Annotated in this window: 20 protein-coding genes and 1 pseudogene; 11 read left to right on the top strand and 10 right to left on the bottom strand. The window is 60.8% G+C overall.

Features of this window, described 5'->3' with window-relative positions; all coding sequences use genetic code 11:
* Positions 1-19: 19 nt before the first annotated feature.
* Complete coding sequence (locus EGM97_RS23370; RefSeq protein ID WP_238964233.1) at positions 20-385, bottom strand: cupin domain-containing protein; 366 nt, start codon at positions 383-385, stop codon at positions 20-22.
* A gap of 99 nt (positions 386-484) precedes the next feature.
* The gene (locus EGM97_RS23365; protein ID WP_210643310.1) at positions 485-676 is read right to left on the bottom strand and encodes a YegP family protein; all 192 of its coding nucleotides are present in this window, start codon (positions 674-676) and stop codon (positions 485-487) included.
* A 147-nt stretch (positions 677-823) separates the two neighbouring features.
* On the opposite strand from EGM97_RS23365, the gene EGM97_RS23360 reads away from it, so the two are divergent.
* Together EGM97_RS23360 and EGM97_RS23355 are read left to right on the top strand one after the other, a co-directional pair.
* Complete coding sequence (locus tag EGM97_RS23360) at positions 824-1,795, top strand: LysR substrate-binding domain-containing protein (protein WP_238964232.1); 972 nt, start codon at positions 824-826, stop codon at positions 1,793-1,795.
* Between the two features lie 132 nt (positions 1,796-1,927).
* Positions 1,928-2,293, top strand: a complete 366-nt coding sequence (locus EGM97_RS23355; RefSeq protein WP_238964231.1) for a 5-carboxymethyl-2-hydroxymuconate Delta-isomerase — start codon at positions 1,928-1,930, stop codon at positions 2,291-2,293.
* Between the two features lie 58 nt (positions 2,294-2,351).
* Here EGM97_RS23355 and EGM97_RS23350 read toward each other — a convergent pair.
* A pseudogene (locus tag EGM97_RS23350) lies at positions 2,352-2,639 on the bottom strand (LysR family transcriptional regulator); the annotation flags it as partial.
* Positions 2,640-2,979: 340 nt separating this feature from the next.
* On the opposite strand from EGM97_RS23350, the gene EGM97_RS23345 reads away from it, so the two are divergent.
* The 4 genes from EGM97_RS23345 (at position 2,980) to EGM97_RS23330 (ending at position 7,310) form a co-directional block, all read left to right on the top strand.
* Entirely contained in the window at positions 2,980-4,629 is a 1,650-nt protein-coding gene (locus tag EGM97_RS23345; protein ID WP_238964230.1) for a phosphoethanolamine transferase, read from the top strand.
* A gap of 201 nt (positions 4,630-4,830) precedes the next feature.
* Positions 4,831-5,964, top strand: coding sequence for a ribonuclease D (gene rnd / locus EGM97_RS23340; protein WP_238964229.1), 1,134 nt, complete (start codon positions 4,831-4,833; stop codon positions 5,962-5,964).
* The gene (locus EGM97_RS23335) at positions 5,961-6,254 is read left to right on the top strand and encodes a YcgL domain-containing protein (RefSeq protein ID WP_053155846.1); all 294 of its coding nucleotides are present in this window, start codon (positions 5,961-5,963) and stop codon (positions 6,252-6,254) included. Before rnd ends, EGM97_RS23335 begins: the two co-directional genes overlap by 4 nt.
* Before the next feature lie 123 nt (positions 6,255-6,377).
* Positions 6,378-7,310 carry a D-2-hydroxyacid dehydrogenase gene (locus tag EGM97_RS23330; protein WP_238964228.1) on the top strand — a complete coding sequence of 311 codons (933 nt, stop codon included), beginning with the start codon at positions 6,378-6,380 and terminating at the stop codon, positions 7,308-7,310.
* A 163-nt stretch (positions 7,311-7,473) separates the two neighbouring features.
* Here EGM97_RS23330 and EGM97_RS23325 read toward each other — a convergent pair whose 3' ends face one another.
* Entirely contained in the window at positions 7,474-8,067 is a 594-nt protein-coding gene (locus EGM97_RS23325) for a nitroreductase family protein (protein WP_238964227.1), read from the bottom strand.
* 161 nt (positions 8,068-8,228) lie between these two features.
* Between EGM97_RS23325 and EGM97_RS23320 the strand changes: the two genes are divergently transcribed.
* On the top strand, positions 8,229-8,678 hold the full coding sequence (locus tag EGM97_RS23320) for a YcgN family cysteine cluster protein (RefSeq protein WP_238964226.1): 450 nt from the start codon (positions 8,229-8,231) through the stop codon (positions 8,676-8,678).
* Positions 8,679-9,015: 337 nt separating this feature from the next.
* On the opposite strand, the gene EGM97_RS23315 is transcribed toward EGM97_RS23320, so the two are convergent.
* From EGM97_RS23315 to EGM97_RS23300, 4 genes are all read right to left on the bottom strand, one after another.
* Positions 9,016-9,393, bottom strand: coding sequence for a YgaP family membrane protein (locus EGM97_RS23315; RefSeq protein WP_238964225.1), 378 nt, complete (start codon positions 9,391-9,393; stop codon positions 9,016-9,018).
* Positions 9,394-9,470: 77 nt separating this feature from the next.
* On the bottom strand, positions 9,471-9,941 hold the full coding sequence (locus EGM97_RS23310) for an RNA methyltransferase (RefSeq protein ID WP_238964224.1): 471 nt from the start codon (positions 9,939-9,941) through the stop codon (positions 9,471-9,473).
* Positions 9,942-10,136: 195 nt separating this feature from the next.
* On the bottom strand, positions 10,137-10,511 hold the full coding sequence (locus EGM97_RS23305; protein ID WP_238964223.1) for a YajD family HNH nuclease: 375 nt from the start codon (positions 10,509-10,511) through the stop codon (positions 10,137-10,139).
* A gap of 48 nt (positions 10,512-10,559) precedes the next feature.
* A complete protein-coding gene (locus tag EGM97_RS23300; protein ID WP_238964222.1) occupies positions 10,560-11,246 on the bottom strand; it encodes a spermidine synthase in 687 nt (228 codons plus the stop codon).
* A gap of 73 nt (positions 11,247-11,319) precedes the next feature.
* On the opposite strand from EGM97_RS23300, the gene EGM97_RS23295 reads away from it, so the two are divergent.
* Positions 11,320-11,607, top strand: coding sequence for a hypothetical protein (locus EGM97_RS23295; protein WP_238964221.1), 288 nt, complete (start codon positions 11,320-11,322; stop codon positions 11,605-11,607).
* Between the two features lie 154 nt (positions 11,608-11,761).
* On the opposite strand, the gene EGM97_RS23290 is transcribed toward EGM97_RS23295, so the two are convergent.
* Together EGM97_RS23290 and EGM97_RS23285 are read right to left on the bottom strand one after the other, a co-directional pair.
* On the bottom strand, positions 11,762-12,235 hold the full coding sequence (locus EGM97_RS23290; RefSeq protein WP_238964220.1) for a cyclic nucleotide-binding domain-containing protein: 474 nt from the start codon (positions 12,233-12,235) through the stop codon (positions 11,762-11,764).
* A gap of 217 nt (positions 12,236-12,452) precedes the next feature.
* Complete coding sequence (locus tag EGM97_RS23285; protein WP_238964219.1) at positions 12,453-14,507, bottom strand: S9 family peptidase; 2,055 nt, start codon at positions 14,505-14,507, stop codon at positions 12,453-12,455.
* Between the two features lie 155 nt (positions 14,508-14,662).
* Between EGM97_RS23285 and EGM97_RS23280 the strand changes: the two genes are divergently transcribed.
* The 3 genes from EGM97_RS23280 to EGM97_RS23270 are packed head-to-tail and all read left to right on the top strand — an operon-like array spanning position 14,663 to position 16,522.
* Positions 14,663-15,160, top strand: a complete 498-nt coding sequence (locus tag EGM97_RS23280) for an MFS transporter (protein ID WP_238964218.1) — start codon at positions 14,663-14,665, stop codon at positions 15,158-15,160.
* A gap of 30 nt (positions 15,161-15,190) precedes the next feature.
* Positions 15,191-15,967 (top strand): class II glutamine amidotransferase, encoded by a 777-nt coding sequence (locus EGM97_RS23275; RefSeq protein ID WP_238964217.1) that lies wholly within the window; start codon positions 15,191-15,193, stop codon positions 15,965-15,967.
* A 12-nt stretch (positions 15,968-15,979) separates the two neighbouring features.
* Entirely contained in the window at positions 15,980-16,522 is a 543-nt protein-coding gene (locus EGM97_RS23270) for a DUF2937 family protein (protein WP_238964216.1), read from the top strand.
* The last annotated feature ends 96 nt before the right edge of the window (positions 16,523-16,618 follow it).

The raw sequence follows: 16,618 nt of genomic DNA, 5'->3' as shown, positions 1-16,618 counted from the left end.
GCCTTGCCGGGCTGCCCGTTCAGACCCAGACATCGTTGTCCGCGGTTCGCTCATGGGCTTCGCCTGTGTTGATGACCCCGCGAGGTTCGATCAGCAACACCTTCACTTCCCGAGCGGCGCTGGGCCGGTGCTCGACGCCTTTCTTGACCACATACATTTCGCCTGCGCCCAGTGTCACCGAGCCGTCGCGAAAATCGATACGAAGCTCCCCCTCCAGCACGATGAAGGTTTCATCGGTGTCGGCATGGGAGTGCCAGATGAAATCGCCTTCAAGTCGGGCGACCTTGAATTGGTAGTCGTTCATTTCAGCCACGACTTTCGGTGCCCACTGATCCTGGAACAGGGCGTATTTCTGGATGAGGTTGATGGGTGAGTGCCTGGTCATCGAGGGGGCTCGCTTTGGACTGGAGAAGGCCGTAAAAAAGTTGTTCGCCAGGCGTGGAGCCCGGCGGAGCAGCTAGTAGGACGTCGGCGTAACGCTGCGTCAGATTTCCTTCACAGGCGTCTCGCCCTGCACATTCTTGATCAACCCGATGACGTGAAGGCAGTCTGCCTTGTTCACATAGGATTCGCCGCTGGCGATCGTTTCGTGGTTGCCGGCCCTCAAGCGCCAGCGCCATTGGCCTTTGCCGCTGCTCGGGGTACCTCGGGTCTGTCTGTAGATTTCAAAATACATCGGTTCGCTCCCTGCGATTTACTTGTTCAAGACATGTTTTGAACATGACGTCGAAAGACTAGCCAAGATGAAAATTTTCGCTATCGCAAATACGTTTCCAAGGGTTATGAGATATTGCCATTGATGACAGCATCAGGGGGGCGACGGATGAACCGTAACGAATTGCGCAAGGCCGATATCAATCTGATGGTGGTTTTCGAAACACTCATGCTTGAGCGCAACGTGACCCGGGCGGCGGAAAAACTGTTTCTCGGCCAGCCGGCCATCAGTTCGGCCCTCAATCGGATGCGTGCGCGGTTCAATGATCCATTGTTCATTCGTATCGGCCATCGCATGGAGCCCACGGCCCGCGCCGAGGAGATCTTCCAGCATCTGTCGCCGGCGCTGGATTCACTCTCGGCAGCGCTGAGCCTGACCCATGATTTCGATCCCGCCAGCAGTAGCATGACCTTCCGCATCGGCCTGTCGGATGATGTCGAGTTCGGCCTGTTGCCGCCGTTGTTGCGCAACCTGCGGCACGAAGCGCCGCAGGTGGTGTTCGTGGTCCAGCATGTCGATTATTGGCGAATCCCGGATTTGCTGGCGTCGGGCGACATTACCGTGGGCATCAGCCAGACTCGGGGTCTGCCGGCCAACGCCAAGCGAAAACTGTTGCGACAGATTCAGCCTCGGGTATTGCGCGCCGATGTGTCGGATACGCCCCTGACGCTGGACGAATACTGTTCACGGCCTCACGTGCTGGTTTCCCATACCGCCAACGTTGCCGGTCTCGCTGATGAATGGCTGGCCGAGATCGGACGCAAGCGGCACGTCGTCCTATCGGTGCCGCAATACAGCGCGTTGCCGGCATTGCTGGCCGGTACCGATATGATCGCCAGCCTGCCGGACTATACGGCCGTCGCAATGGCCGCCTCGGGTCAGCTGTTCAACGAACCCTTTCCCTTCAAGACCCCGACCCTGGATTTGTCCATGGTCTGGCTGAGCCATGTCGACAATGACCCGGCTGAACGCTGGCTGCGCTCCCGGCTGGAGGCGTTCATGGGGGACGCCGAGGCTGTGGGTGCGGGAGCAAGGTATGTTCGCGATGAAGCCAACCAGGTTCCCGGGCAGACGCGCTAACCCCATCGCGGGCAAGCCTTGCTCCCACTCTCGCTCGATCCCGCCAAAGTGTTCTGTGCTTGAGAATTAAGTCGGGGTATGGTGGCGTCGACTGGAATTCACACCGCCCCTTTTCGAACCGGAGTCGAACACATGCCTCACCTGCACCTTGAGTACACCGCCAACCTGCCCGAGCTGAATGCCGATGTGGCGTTGCTGCGCTTGAACAACGCACTGGTCGCCTCCGGTCAGTTCGCAGCCGAGTCGGACATCAAGAGCCGAGCCACGAAGCTCGAGCACTTCCGGGTTGGTACCGGTTTGGGCGAGCGGGGATTTGTACACGTGAAACTGTCCTTGCTGAGCGGCCGCTCTCCAGAGATAAAGAAGCAATTGGCGGACAGCCTGCTCGTCGTGGTCCGGGAGCTGGGCCCATGGCCGACTGGCCTCAACGTGCAGTGCAGCGTAGAGATCGTCGACTTGGACCGGATACCTTACGCGAAGGCCGTCATCGACAACTGACGCGCTGTCGTCACGTCCGGTGCAAGCCTGGAGCATCTGTTGATGCAGCCAGACCGTCTGGCGGCGAGCCGCTCGTACCGGCGTGACATGAATTGATGCTTTGCAGGATGGTGCGCACATGGTCGTACATGCCTACGGCTTTATAGGTAGGACGCATGCCGCTGCGAGTATTGATGAACAGTTCGTCCTTGAAACAGGTCCGCAGTTTCTTCAGGCAGTAGCTGACCGTTGACTGACTGACACAGAGTGCTTCGGACACGCCGGTGACACTGCTTTGCTCGTACACGGCGCTGAACACCATGAGGTCCTGCATATCGAGCTTTCTGAGGGCGTTACTGTTCAGCATCCATTGCTTCTCGCTGTGCTCCTTGCGCGGATCTTGCGCAAACCAGATCGGTGATCCTAACGGAACGATGGTCCCAAGTGAATGCCGCGCAGGCGGTTTCACGGTCGGGAACGGGACAGATAATGTAGGGAATACGACAGGCACGATAGCGGTCGGGACCTGGTTCGGTTGTCGACCAGGCGCCTGGGGTGTATCGCTTAAAAAATAATTTAGTAGCAACTTTTTCACGAAAAATTGATGGTGGCTTACCTAAAGTTCAGGTTGCCGTGAAAACGAGTTTTTCACACTTTATTCCGGCAATTATTTTCGAAAAGCAACTTTCAGGAAACCGTCAATCATCATGCTGCCTATTAAAGCCGTGCGCCCCGAGTGGGTGACGCTGATCGCCAGTGCCTTCTTGTTAGTTGCCTTCAATATTGTTTTGTGGGAACACCTGCTGACCATCACGGCGGCCGATGGTCGGGGTGTGCTGGTATGCCTGGCATTCGGCGCGATGATTCTCGGGGCTTTCAACCTCGTGCTGACCTTCGTGGCGTTCCGTCCACTGCTCAAGCCCTTGCTGGTATCGCTGTTTTTAATCAGCGCCGGTGTCACCTATTTCATGGCCCAATACGGCGTGCTGATGGATGCTGGCATGTTTCGCAACTTCGCGGAAACCAACGCTACGGAAGTTCGCGATCTATTGTCATTTAAGTTGTTTGCCTACTTGGGGCTGCTGGGCGTAGTGCCGTCCTGGTTATTGTTGAAGACACCTGTCGAATATCGCCGGTGGCCCAGAGAGTTGTTAAGCAAGTTGATCGTCGGCGTGGCGTCGGCGGCGATCATCGGTGTGGTTGCCCTGGCCAACTATCAGGGGCTGTCGTCGTTGTTTCGCAATCATCACGAGTTGCGCCTGATGCTCGTGCCAAGCAACTACATCGGCGCGGCGTTCGGGTACTTGCACGAGCAGGTCGCTTCCGCCGAACAGCCGTTCATCAAGCTGGGGGAGGATGCGAGTCGTAACCCGGCCTGGCAAACCCACGCCCGCAAATCCCTGACAGTACTGGTGGTGGGTGAAAGCGCCCGCGCCGAGAACTTCGGCATCCTTGGCTATAACCGCGACACCACGCCGAAACTGAACCATGAGGCGGGCCTGATCGCCTTTACCGATGTGCATTCCTGCGGTACCGAAACCGCCGTGTCAGTGCCGTGCATGTTTTCCAACATGGGACGCAAGGGCTATGACGCCAGCAAGGCGAGGAACGAAGAGGGCTTGCTGGACGTTCTCAAGCGTGCGGGCCTGGAAGTGATCTGGCGGGACAACCAGTCCGGCTGCAAGGGCACCTGCGACCGGGTGACCGTGCAGGACGTGAGCAATCTCAAGGACCCGGACCTGTGTGCCAACAGTGAATGTCGCGACGAGATCCTGTTGCAGGGATTGCAGCATTTCATCGATACGCTGGACAAGGACACGGTGCTGGTATTGCACCAGATGGGGAGCCACGGACCGGAATACTTCAAGCGCTACCCCAAGGAATACGAGCATTTCACTCCGGTATGCGAAAGCAACGCGTTGAACAATTGCAGTCGCGAAAGCATCGTCAACGGTTACGACAACACGCTGGTGTACACCGATCATGTGCTATCGACCCTGATCGACCTGCTGCGGGCCAATCAGGATAAGGTCGACACGGCAATGTTGTATCTGTCGGACCATGGCGAGTCCCTGGGCGAATACAACCTGTTTCTTCATGGCACGCCCTACATGCTGGCCCCGGAGCAGCAGAAACACGTGGCGATGCTTGCCTGGTTCTCCGATAGCTATCAGAAGTCCTTTTCGGTCGACACCCACTGCCTGCAACTGAGTCGGGACAAGCCTCTGACCCAGGACAACCTGTTCCACTCGATGCTCGGGTTGCTGGAAGTCAGCAGTCAGGTCTACAACCCGGACCTGGACATGTTCGCCAACTGTCGCGGCGCCGTGATCGACGGTGTGCTGGCTCGCCAATGACATTATTTCTCGCAGGATCGTTCTGTTCTTCATCAAACTGATCCTGTGAGTCGCACGCGGCATCACCTGTCGTGCGATAAATCCGAATGTAGGACTATTCTTGCCGTTGCGAAGGCGATTTCTCTCAGGCTCTTGCTCTATGGATGCTCGCAATCGCTGACGGCGATATATACTGCGCGCCATTCTTCAAGGGAGAGCCGTGTGGCCATCGATATTCACTGGATTCGCGACAACGATAGCCTCGATCGGTTTTGCGCCGAATGGCAACAGTTGCCCTTCGTCGCTCTAGACACCGAATTCATGCGGGTCGACACCTTTTACCCTATCGCCGGTCTCCTGCAGATCGGCGATGGCACGCGTGCCTACCTGATCGATCCCTTGACCATCGATAACTGGCAGCCCCTGGCGGCATTGCTGGAAAGCCCGGCAGTGCTCAAGGTGTTGCATGCCTGCAGCGAAGACCTCGAAGTGCTGCTGCGCCTGACGGGCAGCCTGCCCGCGCCGTTGTTCGATACCCAACTGGCCGCCGCCTATCTGAACCTGGGCTTCTCCATGGGGTATTCGCGGCTGGTGCAGGACGTACTGGGCATCGAGTTGCCCAAGGGGGAGACCCGTTCCGATTGGCTGCAGCGGCCACTGTCCGAGACGCAGATCAGCTACGCGGCTGAAGATGCCGTGCACTTGGCGGAAGTTTTCGTACAACTACGCCCCAGGCTCTCCGACGAGAAATACGCCTGGGTCCTGGAGGACGGCGCCGAGCTGGTTGCTAACCTGCGCCGCGAAGTCGATCCCTACGAGGTCTATCGCGAAGCCAAGCTGGCCTGGAAACTGTCCCGGGCGCAATTGGCCGTGCTGCGCGAGCTGTGTGCCTGGCGTGAGCGGGAAGCGCGGGCTCGGGATCTGCCGCGCAATCGCATCATTCGCGAACATTCGCTGTGGCCCCTTGCCCGTACGCAGCCGGATAACCTCGGTGCGCTGGCAAAAATCGAAGACATGCATCCGCGCACCGTGCGTCAGGATGGCGAATTCCTGCTGAACCTCATCCAACGTGCCGCCAGTGTGCCGCCCGAGCAGTGGCCGCCGGCCGTACCCGAGCCGTTGCCGATCGAGGCCTCGGCGCTGGTCAAGCGTCTGCGGGCGCTGGGGCAGGCTGAAGCCGAACGGCTGGGAATTGCCCCGGAGCTGATGCTGCGCAAGAAAACCCTCGAAGCGCTGATCAAGAGCGGCTTCCCCGAGGGGCCTTACCAATTACCCGATTCGCTGCGTGGCTGGCGCCGCGAATTGATGGGCCAGGCGCTGCTGGACAGCCTGGCCACTGCCGGAGAACAGCCTTGAAACGAATCTGCTCCATTTACCGCAGCTCGAAGAAGAACGAGATGTACCTGTATGTGCTCAAGAGCGATGCGCTGGCGCGTGTACCCGAGCCCTTGCTGGCTGCCTTCGGCAAAGCGACCCACGTGTTCGACCTGGTGCTGAGCCCCGAGCGGCAGTTGTCCCGGGAGGACATCAACAAGGTGCTGGAAAACCTCGATACCCAGGGGTATCACCTGCAGATGCCACCGGCTGAAGACGAGTACATCGAGCATCTGCCAGAAGAGTTGCTGCGACGCAACGATCCGGTCTGACGCGCTCCTGAGGCGCCCGTCCTGGGGCCTCTTGAAACACATTGGATTTTTTTGACGTTCGCCGCATGGATGGCGCGACACTCTGTCGGCGGTCGTTTGCACTGTTTTTGAAAGGTTTGATTCATGCGCGTTCTGATTGCCGAACACGACCACGCGGTGTACGCCCAGTTGCTGCGTCAGGCTGCACCCGATATCGAAGTCCTGACCAGCGGTGACTCCGCCGAACTGTCGCGCCTGGCCACCGACTGCCCGGTCTGGCTCGGCCAACCCGATCTGCTGGCGACCCTGCTGCGCCAGGGCCATCGACCCCGCTGGCTGCAGTCAACCTGGGCGGGCATTACGCCGTTGCTGGCCGAGGGCCTGACCCGGGACTACCGCCTGACCCGCGCCGTGGGGATCTTCGGCCAACTGATGGCCGAGTACGTGCTGACCTATATGCTCGGCCACGAACGCGAGGTGCTGGCGCGTCTGGTCAGCCAGGTGGAGCGCAAGTGGGACAATCGCCAAGGGCAGGGCCTGGCGGGTCGCAAGGTGTTGATCGTCGGGACCGGTGATATCGGCCAGTGCGTGGCAAAGTTCCTCGTACCGTTTGGTGTGCAGCTCTATGGCATTGCCAGCGAGGCTCGGGAGTTGGCGCCTTTTGTCGAAGTCGGCACGATGAAGGACCTGCCGCGCCTGGTGGGCGAGGTGGACTATGTCATCAACCTGCTGCCCAACACGCCCCAGACCCATGATGTGTATGACGCGGCGCTGTTCAAGCAATTCAAGCCTACCGGACTGTTCATCAATGCCGGACGCGGGGTGGCCGTGGTGGACGCGGACCTGGTGCATGCCTTGAAGGAGGGGCACCTGGCCGGTGCGGTGATCGACGTTTGCCGCCAGGAACCGCTGCCGCAGCGTCACCCGTTCTGGACGGCCTGGGGCCTGTTGTTGACTGGCCACAGTTCGGCTCCGACCTCGCCACCGATGATGGCGCAGTTATTTCTGGAGAACCTGCGGGCTTACCAGGCGGGCGAAGCTCTGCGCGGGGAAGTGGATTTCGCCCGGGGGTACTGACGCCCCCCCGACACATTGTGGGGATGCCACAGAGTTTGCGCACGCCACAGATCCCATTGTGGGAGCGAGCCTGCTCGCGATGGCGGTGCATCAGTCACCACCGTGCTGGCTGGTCTGATGCTATCGCGAGCAGGCTCGCTCCCACAGTTCGGACTACGCAGGGTCAGAGGGTGAAATCGCCTTCGGCCACCAGCTCGCTCAGTGGCCGGCGCGGGCTTGGCGTCTCGCGGGCCTGGAGGTATTCGGCCAGGGTGGATTTGTCCCCCAGCTTGCCGATCGCCACCGCCGCGTGCAGCGCGTAGCCTTCGGGAATCTTCAATTCCTGGCGGGTCAGTTCGTGGTCGAAGCCGGCCATGCCGTGGGTGTGCCAGCCACTGAGGCTGGCTTGCAGCGCCAGGTGGCCCCAGGCTGCGCCCGTGTCGAAGGTGTGGCACAGCGCCGGGGTTTCTTCGCTGGCGCCAGGGACGGCAAAGGTGGTTTTTGACGCAACGATGACCAGCGCCGAGGCATGCTGGGCCCAGCCACGGTTGAATTCATTGAGCAGGCCCAGGAAACGTTCCCAGTTCGGTGTGTCGCGACGTGCAAAGAGGAAGCGCCACGGTTGCGAGTTATAGGCCGACGGCGCCCAACGTGCCGCCTCGAAAAAGCCCAGCAGGGTTTCTTCGGCGATCGGCTCGCCGGTAAAGGCGCGGGGGGACCAGCGCTCGATGAATTGAGGATGGATGGTGTAATCGGCAATGCGAGGATTGGCGCTCATGGGGATTACCTGACGGGGTTCGGGAAGGGGAATGACGAAACCTACTTCCCGACGCACGGCCTGACAAGTCCCGGCCTACCGACAGTCGCCAATGCTTGGCCTGGCGAGGCCCCGGCACTAGACTGTCGGCCTTTTCACCACTTGATGTCGATGCTCGAACCATGGCCGCCAAAGTCGAACCCTTCTGGATACGCAAGACCCTCGATCAGCTCGATGCGCAGGAGTGGGAATCGCTGTGCGACGGCTGTGGCCTGTGCTGCCTGCAAAAGCTCGAAGATGAAGACGACAACAGCGTCTACTACACGCGCATCGCCTGCAAACTGCTGGATCTGAAGACCTGCCAGTGCACGAACTACCCCAACCGCCGTGAATTTGTTCCTGATTGCATTCAACTCACGCCGGGCAAGGCCGATGAATTCAAGTGGCTGCCGCCGACCTGCGGTTATCGCCTGGTCAGCGAGGGCAAGGATCTGCCGTTGTGGCATCACCTGGTTTGCGGTGACCGCGACGCCGTGCACCATGAACGCATTTCTCAGTCCGGGCGCATGTTGGCCGAAGGCAGCGTGGCCGAGGAATACTGGGAAGACCATCTGATTTTTCGCGCCGGCTGAACCGCCGGGCGTTGCATCACCGGGGAGCCTCCATGTCGGCAGTATTTCAGCCCGGCTGCGGTGGCCAAGGCCGTGTTGCTGCAGGAGCTGGACCGGGAAATCCGCTTGAAAAACCGCAACAAGTGTTCGCTCGATGATGTGTTGAGGGGGGCGATGCGACCATCGAGGGCCCATCCAGAATGCTCTCACTAAGCTGCACGAATTCCTTGGTATCCACCGTCATCGCGAGCAGGCTCGCTCCCACACTGACCGAGTCGAACGCAGATAATGTGTCAACACAGCCCCCATGTGAGAGCGAGTCTGCTCGCGATGAGGCCATCAGCCCAAACGCAAACCATCAGAGCCCGGCTTTCGGCGAAACCAGCGAATCATTTCCCGTCACCGTAGCCGTGCCAGTCGCCGCTTCGGCGTTGGCCTTCATGCGGGTCAGTTCATCACCGGCCTGCTCGATTCTTGCCCGAGCATTGCGCAGGTTCTGACGATTTTTCTCCAAAAGGGTCTTTGCCGAGCAGTGCCCGGTAATACCCCGCGCCAGCGCCATGCCGCCAATGGCCAGTTGAGCCAGACCGATGATGCCGCCACGACGCAAGCCCTTGCCCATCATCAGCACACCGCCGGCCAGCGAGCCAGCACGCTCCCAGCCGTGTACGTTCTGCACGGGGTGGGACTGGAAAGGGGTGGTCTCGATCGGCTCGAACGGATTGTTAACGCTCATGGTCTGTCTCCAGTGTGGGAATGTGTATAAAACTGACTGCCAGAGCGAATCCGTCGTTCAATGGAATTTCACACCGGTCAGCGGAATTGCGGGCCCGAGCGGGTGTTGTTGCCTTTGGCCATGCGGTCATACAGCACGACGTTGACGGTGGCGGCCAGGTTCATGCAGCCGTTGGTGGGTATGTAGATCACGTCTTCGCACCAGTCGCGGATGTCTTTATCCAGCGAGCCGTCTTCGGGGCCGAAGATATACAACGCCCGGTCCGGGTGAGTGTATTCAGGCAGGGGACGGGCGCCCTCCACCAACTCCACGGCCACTGGCACGCAGCCCAGGGGCAGGATTTTTTTCAAGTCGTCGATGCCGATCAGCGGGATGTCGTAGTGGACTTTCTTGGTGTCGGTGACGAAGTCGGCGGCGCGTTCATAGCGCTTGCCGGTGTAGAACACCGACGCCACGCTGTAGCAGCCGGCGGCACGCATGACCGAGCCGACGTTTTCCGGTGACTTGGGGTTGAACAGACCGATGCAGCTGTAGCGTTTGTTGGCCACGGGCGGAGTGCCTTTGGGGAAAAGGCGCGATTATACGGGGAATGGGGAGAGGGCGGCAGGTTCGAGATTGGCGGCGGATGTCGGACCGCTTTCGCGAGCAAGCCCGCTCCCACAGTGGAATGTGTCCCCTGTGGGAGCGGGCTTGCTCGCGAAGAGGGTCTGCCAGACCCTGCAGATGGCTCAGTGCCTTGCCGGCTACTCGTCTTTCTTCATCAACCCAGCCAGCGCCGCAAACGGGTTGTGCGTCGCCTTGGCGATTTTCGGCGTGCTCAGGGAGCCGTCGCCGAAATATTGCTGGTCGGTGTAGCGCGAATGTTCGTTGTCGTGGCAATACAGGCACAGCAGTTCCCAGTTGGAACCGTCCTGTGGGTTGTTGTCGTGGTTGTGGTCGCGATGGTGGACGGTCAGTTCGCTCAGGCGCTTGCCGGAGAACTCACGGGCGCAGCGGCCACACACGTGGGGGTACATTTTCAGGGCCTTGTCGCGATAGCCCATCTCCCGGTCGCGCTGGGCGTTGGCGAGGATCCGGTCCAGCTTGGAGGTGTTGGACGGCGGCGTTGACGAACTCATGGATTCACCTTGCAGATAAAGACTGATGACGGTTGAACGAAGTTTAGCTCAGCCCTTGAGCTTCTCGGCAATCCAGATGGTGTGACGGGTGCCTTTGTTGCCATGGGCGAACACTTGCACCTCTTCGGCTTTGAAACCGGCTTTTTTCAGCTTGGCCGAAAACTGTCGATCGGCACTGGCCGACCAGACCGCCAACACCCCCTTGGGCCGCAGTGCCCTGGCGCAGGCGACCAGGCCAGCGGCCGAGTACAGCCAACTATTGGCTTCCTGGGTCAGACCTTCGGGGCCGTTGTCGACATCCAGCATGATCGCGTCGAAACCCTGGGGCTCGCTCTGGAGTACCTTGGCCACATCTTCCATGCGGATCACGGTGCGCGGGTCCGACAGGGGCCGGCCGGCCTTTTCACCGAGGGGGCCACGATTCCACTCCACCACGCCGGGTACCAGCTCGGCCACCACCACCTCAGCGTTCTTGCCCAGATGCTTGAGGGCCGAGGCGAGGGTGAAGCCCATGCCAAGGCCGCCGATCAACACGCGCGAGCCCGGCCGGCCGGCGACTTTGCGGCAGGGGATCTCGGCCAGGGCATCCTCGGAACCGTGCATGCGCGTGTTCATCAACTGCCCGCCGTCACCGCCCTGGATCTTGATGACGAAGTCTTCACCGTATTCGAACAGGCACAGGGCGCCGCCGTTGTCGGGAATGGGCGTGGTATCGAGCAGAACGAAACGTTTCATGGAAGTCTCATGAGAAGGGCGGATCGGCGCAGTTGGGACTAGCCTGAAGGTGACAGTAGCCACGGAGCCATTGATGAAGTGCATCATTGTAACGGCCATTGCCTTGGCGGCGCTCTCGATAAGTGACGCGCAGGCCCAGCAGCCGACGATTCCAGTGAGCCCACCGAGCATCCCCGGTTCGCCCGGCACCGCTACCCCCATGCCTTATCCACCCATCACTCCCGGCGGCGTGCCCAAGGCCGGACCCGGAAGCGCCGGACCGCCCTTACTGCCACCGATCGAAATGCCGAGGCCGCCCAAGGATCAGCCGATACCGGGGATGGAGCCGATAGCGCCGAAGATCAAGTCGCCCGGCGGATGAAGCAAGGTGGGTGAAAAAAACCTGTGGGAGCGAGCCTGTGGGAGCAAAGCTTGCTCGCGATTACGGCGGCCCATCCAGCATCGATGTAACTTGACCCACCGCTATCGCGAGCAGGCTCGCTCCCACAATGGCCTGCGGTGCCACAGACTCGCGGTCACACCTGCTGCGACAGCAACTGCCCATCCGCCATTCGCAGGCGCTTGGACAGGGATACAGCGAGGGCGCGGATGATTTTTGCGGCCACCTTGGGGGCGTCGTTGATCATTTTTTCCAGGGAGTCCTTGCCCAGGTTCAGCAATTGGCAATCGCTGGCCGCGATGCAAGTGGCCGAGCGCCGTTCGCCGTCCAGCACGGCCATTTCGCCGAATGCCCGGCCGCTGCGCAGGGTGGCGATGGTCACGGGTTGGCCGTCTGGGCCGATTTTCTGCACGGCCACCTGGCCGGTGTGGATGATGCACATGAAGCTGCCGGCATCGCCCTCGCGGAAAATCGCTTCGCCCTGGGCGATGGTACTGATGCTGAAGTAACCCGACGCCGCGGCAAAGTCGACAGGCAGCAACGGGTCGAACAGACCGCAGTCCATCAACCATTCGCGAATTTCGTTGTTCAGTAAGGTGGGTTCTGGCATGTCGTCACGGTCTTTTTCTTGTGTCTGTTGCGGTTTTGGGTTGATTGTCAGGCCGGCGACTGCCCTTTGTGGGAGCGAGCCTGCTCGCGATGACGGTGTGTCAGTCAACCATGAAGCTGGCTGATCGAGTCTCATCGCGAGCAGGCTCGCTCCCACAGGGGATCATGTCACTGGCGGGGCGGCGTGAGTTTAAGACTCGTAAGCCGTGCGAAGTTCCTCACCCCCGCCCCAGAATCTTCAACACAAACGCATATTCGAGCGCTACGTCACGCAACCCCTGGTAACGTCCGCTCATTCCACCGTGGCCTGCGCCCAGTTCGGTCTTGAGCAGCAACGGATTGTCGTCGGTCTTGGTGGCCCGCAATTTCGCCACCCACTTGGCTGCTTCCCAATATTGCACACGGCTGTCGTTGTATCCGGCGATGACCAACATCGCGGGATAAGCCTGGGCACTGACGTTTTCGTACGGGGCGTAGGCCTTGATCCGATCATAGACCTGAGGATCCTCGGGGTTGCCCCATTCGTCGTATTCGGTGACGGTCAATGGCAAATCCGGGTCGAGCATCGTGTTGAGCACATCGACGAACGGCACTTCGGCGATGGCGACCTTGAACAATTCCGGGCGTTGGTTGAGCACCGCGCCGATCAGCAGTCCACCGGCGCTGCTACCACTGATTGCCAACTGGTCGGCGGTGGTCAGCCCGTTGGCGATCAGGTGCTCGGCACACGCGATGAAGTCGCTGAAGGTGTTGTGCTTGTGCGCTTGCTTGCCGGCGCGATACCAGGCTTCTCCCAGCTCGCCGCCTCCGCGTACATGGGCAATGGCAAACGCCACGCCCCGGTCGAGCAGGCTCAGTCGTGCATGGGAAAACCACGGGTCGAGGCTTTCGCCATAGGCGCCGTAGCCATACAGGTACAGCGGCACCGGCTGGCCGAGGGCTTCGCGCTTGATCACCAGGCTGATGGGCACTTGCGTGCCGTCCGGGGCCGTTGCCCAGAGCCGTTGGCTGACGTAGGCATCGGCGTCGAACGGGCCCAGTACAGGGGTTTGCTTGAGTACGATCTGCTCCCCGCTGGCCAGGTCCAACTGGCGAATCTGCGCCGGACGGTTCAAGGCTTCATAGCGCAGGCGGGTGCGGTCGCTGGAGAATTCCAGGCTGTTCTGCACGTGCAGGCTGTAGGCCGCGTCGGGTAACTGCACCCGATACGCGGGCAGACCCTGTGGGTGAACTTCAATGATGGGCAGGCCACCTTCGCGCAGGCTCAGGGTCATGGCGCCCGCGTTCAGGCTCAGACCGTCGATCATGACCGTGTCGCTGTGGGGGATCAGGTTCTGCCAGTCGGCTTCGACCGGCGCCACGCCGGTGTCAGGGGCCTGGTACAGGGCGAAATTGATCCCATCGCGGTTGCTGCGGATCAGCCAGGTCCATTGTCCATCGAGCAGGCCGTGGTCGACGTCGTATTCATGGTTTTCCACCCGGGGCGCCAGGCAGGTGAACGGCTGCTGGGGTTGCGTCGCGTCGAGTACCCAGACTTCACTGGTAGTCTTGCTGCCCAGGGACAGAATCAGCTGGCGTTCGGAACTGGAGCGGTAGCAATGCAGGAAAAAGCGTCCGTCCGGTTCATGGAACACTTGCTCGGCGGCGGTGCCATCGAGCCGATAGCGCCAGAGCTTGTGAGGGCGATGGGTGTCGTCCAGCTCGCCGAAAAACAGTGTCAGGCTGTCATTGGCCCAGGTCATGCTGCCATCGCAGTTTTCGAAAGACAGTTCGCTGACCTTGCCGTTGGACAATTCCTTCACGAACAGGGTGTAGATCTCATCGCCCGAGGTGTCCTGGCTGTAGGCCAGGCGCTGATGATCGGGGCTGATGCTGAAAGCCCCCAGGGAAAAGAACCCGCCACCGGCCAGTTCGTTGGGGTCCAGCAGCAATTGCTCGCGGCTCTCGTCCACCGTCAGGCTGTCGTCGGCCGGACGTGGGCAACGGTAGTGGCGCGGGTATTCGTCACCGGCCGTGGTACGGGTGTAATACAAATACGGGCCCCAGGGTGAGGGCAGGGACAGGTCGGTCTCGAGGATCCGGCCCTTGATTTCCTGGAACAGGGTTTCGCGCAGTTCGGCCTGGTCGGCGAGTTGCGCCTCCTGGTAGCTGTTTTCAGCCTTGAGGTAATCGAGCACGGCCTCGGTGTCGCGCTCCTGCAGCCAGGCGTACGGATCGACACCGATATCCCTGCGGGCCATCGGGGCGTTGGAAACGTGGGCGGATAAGGGCATGAAAGACTCTCGAACGTTGTACGAAAAAGGACAGGTGGACGTTGCGTTTAGTTCTGTGGGTCGGTCGAACTGTCCACAAAGGTCACCGGGCAGACGCCGGGGCAGCCTGAAGAGCGAAAAGCCGTTACTATAAGCGTCTATTTGCCTGCCTTGCCATGGACACCATGACCGAGAACGACTATCTGATTGCCTGGGGCCTCTACGCCTTCGCCGCGCTGGGCTGCCTGCTGGTATGGATGCGCATGACGCGCTGGATGTGGCGTTGGTTGCGCGAGCCGTTGCGGCTGCTGATGGCCGTGTTGCTGTTCAGCCCCACCATTGTCGACCCGGTGAAGGCAAAGGTTGCTCCGGCCCTGGCCATCGTTGCCCTGGACGTCTTGTTCAAGGTCGGCAACAACGCCTGGCGGGCGGTGTCCGATCTGTTCATGTACGGCATGATCGCCTTTGGCCTCTACCTGATCGTCGTGCTGATCCGCTTGCCCATCGAGCGTGCAGCCAATGCCCGCAAGGAGCGCGACGCTGCCGCGAAAGCCGCTGCCGCCGCCGATGACGCGCAGGATGAGCCGCCCTTCGGTGTGGCCGGCGACGATCGCTACGGTCGACCGCCGGTGCCCAGCAACCCCCAGCGTTCGCGTATCGAACCGCGTCTGTAAACAGGCCTGCCTTCAAGCGAGAGTTCGAGCATGTGTGAGTTATTGGGCATGAGTGCCAATGTGCCGACCGACATCGTGTTCAGCTTCACCGGGCTGATGCAGCGCGGTGGCAGGACCGGCCCGCACCGGGACGGCTGGGGCATCGCGTTTTATGAGGGCCGTGGCCTGCGCCTTTTCCAGGACCCGGCGGCCAGCAGCGAGTCGGAAGTGGCGAACCTGGTGCAGCGTTATCCGATCAAGAGCGAAGTGGTGATCGGGCACATCCGCCAGGCCAACGTCGGCAAGGTCTGTCTGTCCAACACCCATCCGTTCGTGCGCGAATTGTGGGGCCGCAACTGGTGTTTCGCCCATAACGGCCAGCTTGCCGACTTCCAGCCTCCAACCCGCTTCTACCGTCCGGTGGGCGATACCGATAGCGAAGCGGCGTTCTGCGATCTGCTCAACCGCGTGCGCCAGGCCTTTCCGGAACCGGTGGAGGTGGAACAGTTGCTGCCGTCACTTATCCAGGCCTGCGCCGAATACCGCAGCAAGGGCGTATTCAATTGCCTGCTCAGCGATGGCGACTGGCTGTTCTGCTATTGCTCGACCAAACTGGCCCAGATCACCCGTCGTGCGCCGTTTGGCCCGGCGCGGCTCAAGGACGTGGACGTGATCGTGGATTTCCAGGCCGAAACCACGCCCGACGATGTGGTCACGGTGATCGCCACCGAGCCCCTGACCGAAAACGAAACCTGGACCCGCTACGAACCGGGCCAATGGAGCCTGTGGCGACGCGGCGAATGCGTCAGCCAGGGCCGCACCGAATAAGGACGTCACGTTATGTTGCTCAGTTATCTACGGCTTGTGTTGTTTGCGGTGGGCCTGCTGGTGGGCGTGCAGGTACCGGGTTTCGTCAACGATTACGCCAAGCGGGTCGAGGCGCACCTGATCGAGGCGCAGACCGGCCTGCGCGGCTTCCAGGACACCGCCAACCAGTTTTTCAAAGGCGACATGCAGGCGCTGGTGGCCCATTACCGTGCCAGCGAAGACCCGATCTTTCGCAGCGATGCCGACAGCCTGAACACCTTGCTGGTGCGCCAGCAGGCGTTGGACAAGCAATTCCAGGCGATGCAAGGGCCGTGGTACATCCGTTTGCTGCAAGTAGCGTTGGCCGCTGATCCGGAGATCCGCAAGGAAACCTGGAACGGTTACAGCTACCAGATCCTGCTGACCCCAGAGGCCATGATCTGGGGCATTGGCGGGGCCATGCTGCTGTCGTTCGGCCTGGAATGCCTGTTCCGTCTGATCGACTGGGTGGTGCTGGGCGGCAAGCGCCTGCGCCAGAGCCGACCGATCGAAGAGCGCGACCTGCGCGGGCTCTGATGTGGCGAGGGGATTTATCCCCGCTGGGCTGCGAAGCGGCCCCCTGTGCAGCAATGGAAATGATCCTGCCTGACACACTGTGGTGGCCCTGCAGGG

It is taken from the genome of Pseudomonas sp. AF32, assembly GCF_022342325.2.
GTDB lineage: Bacteria > Pseudomonadota > Gammaproteobacteria > Pseudomonadales > Pseudomonadaceae > Aquipseudomonas > Aquipseudomonas uvaldensis.
Note: the sequence above shows the minus strand (reverse complement) of the source record. Positions and strands in the feature narration are given on the sequence as shown.

Bases quoted from the DNA above. Each gene is read 5' to 3' on its own strand.
- EGM97_RS23370 (WP_238964233.1), bottom strand. From the start codon at position 385: ATGACCAGGCACTCACCCATCAACCTCATCCAGAAATACGCCCTGTTC.
- EGM97_RS23365 (WP_210643310.1), bottom strand. From the start codon at position 676: ATGTATTTTGAAATCTACAGACAGACCCGAGGTACCCCGAGCAGCGGC.
- EGM97_RS23360 (WP_238964232.1), top strand. From the start codon at position 824: ATGAACCGTAACGAATTGCGCAAGGCCGATATCAATCTGATGGTGGTT.
- EGM97_RS23355 (WP_238964231.1), top strand. From the start codon at position 1,928: ATGCCTCACCTGCACCTTGAGTACACCGCCAACCTGCCCGAGCTGAAT.
- EGM97_RS23345 (WP_238964230.1), top strand. From the start codon at position 2,980: ATGCTGCCTATTAAAGCCGTGCGCCCCGAGTGGGTGACGCTGATCGCC.
- EGM97_RS23330 (WP_238964228.1), top strand. From the start codon at position 6,378: ATGCGCGTTCTGATTGCCGAACACGACCACGCGGTGTACGCCCAGTTG.
- EGM97_RS23325 (WP_238964227.1), bottom strand. From the start codon at position 8,067: ATGAGCGCCAATCCTCGCATTGCCGATTACACCATCCATCCTCAATTC.
- EGM97_RS23320 (WP_238964226.1), top strand. From the start codon at position 8,229: ATGGCCGCCAAAGTCGAACCCTTCTGGATACGCAAGACCCTCGATCAG.
- EGM97_RS23315 (WP_238964225.1), bottom strand. From the start codon at position 9,393: ATGAGCGTTAACAATCCGTTCGAGCCGATCGAGACCACCCCTTTCCAG.
- EGM97_RS23305 (WP_238964223.1), bottom strand. From the start codon at position 10,511: ATGAGTTCGTCAACGCCGCCGTCCAACACCTCCAAGCTGGACCGGATC.
- EGM97_RS23300 (WP_238964222.1), bottom strand. From the start codon at position 11,246: ATGAAACGTTTCGTTCTGCTCGATACCACGCCCATTCCCGACAACGGC.
- EGM97_RS23295 (WP_238964221.1), top strand. From the start codon at position 11,320: ATGAAGTGCATCATTGTAACGGCCATTGCCTTGGCGGCGCTCTCGATA.
- EGM97_RS23290 (WP_238964220.1), bottom strand. From the start codon at position 12,235: ATGCCAGAACCCACCTTACTGAACAACGAAATTCGCGAATGGTTGATG.
- EGM97_RS23285 (WP_238964219.1), bottom strand. From the start codon at position 14,507: ATGCCCTTATCCGCCCACGTTTCCAACGCCCCGATGGCCCGCAGGGAT.
- EGM97_RS23280 (WP_238964218.1), top strand. From the start codon at position 14,663: ATGGACACCATGACCGAGAACGACTATCTGATTGCCTGGGGCCTCTAC.
- EGM97_RS23275 (WP_238964217.1), top strand. From the start codon at position 15,191: ATGTGTGAGTTATTGGGCATGAGTGCCAATGTGCCGACCGACATCGTG.
- EGM97_RS23270 (WP_238964216.1), top strand. From the start codon at position 15,980: ATGTTGCTCAGTTATCTACGGCTTGTGTTGTTTGCGGTGGGCCTGCTG.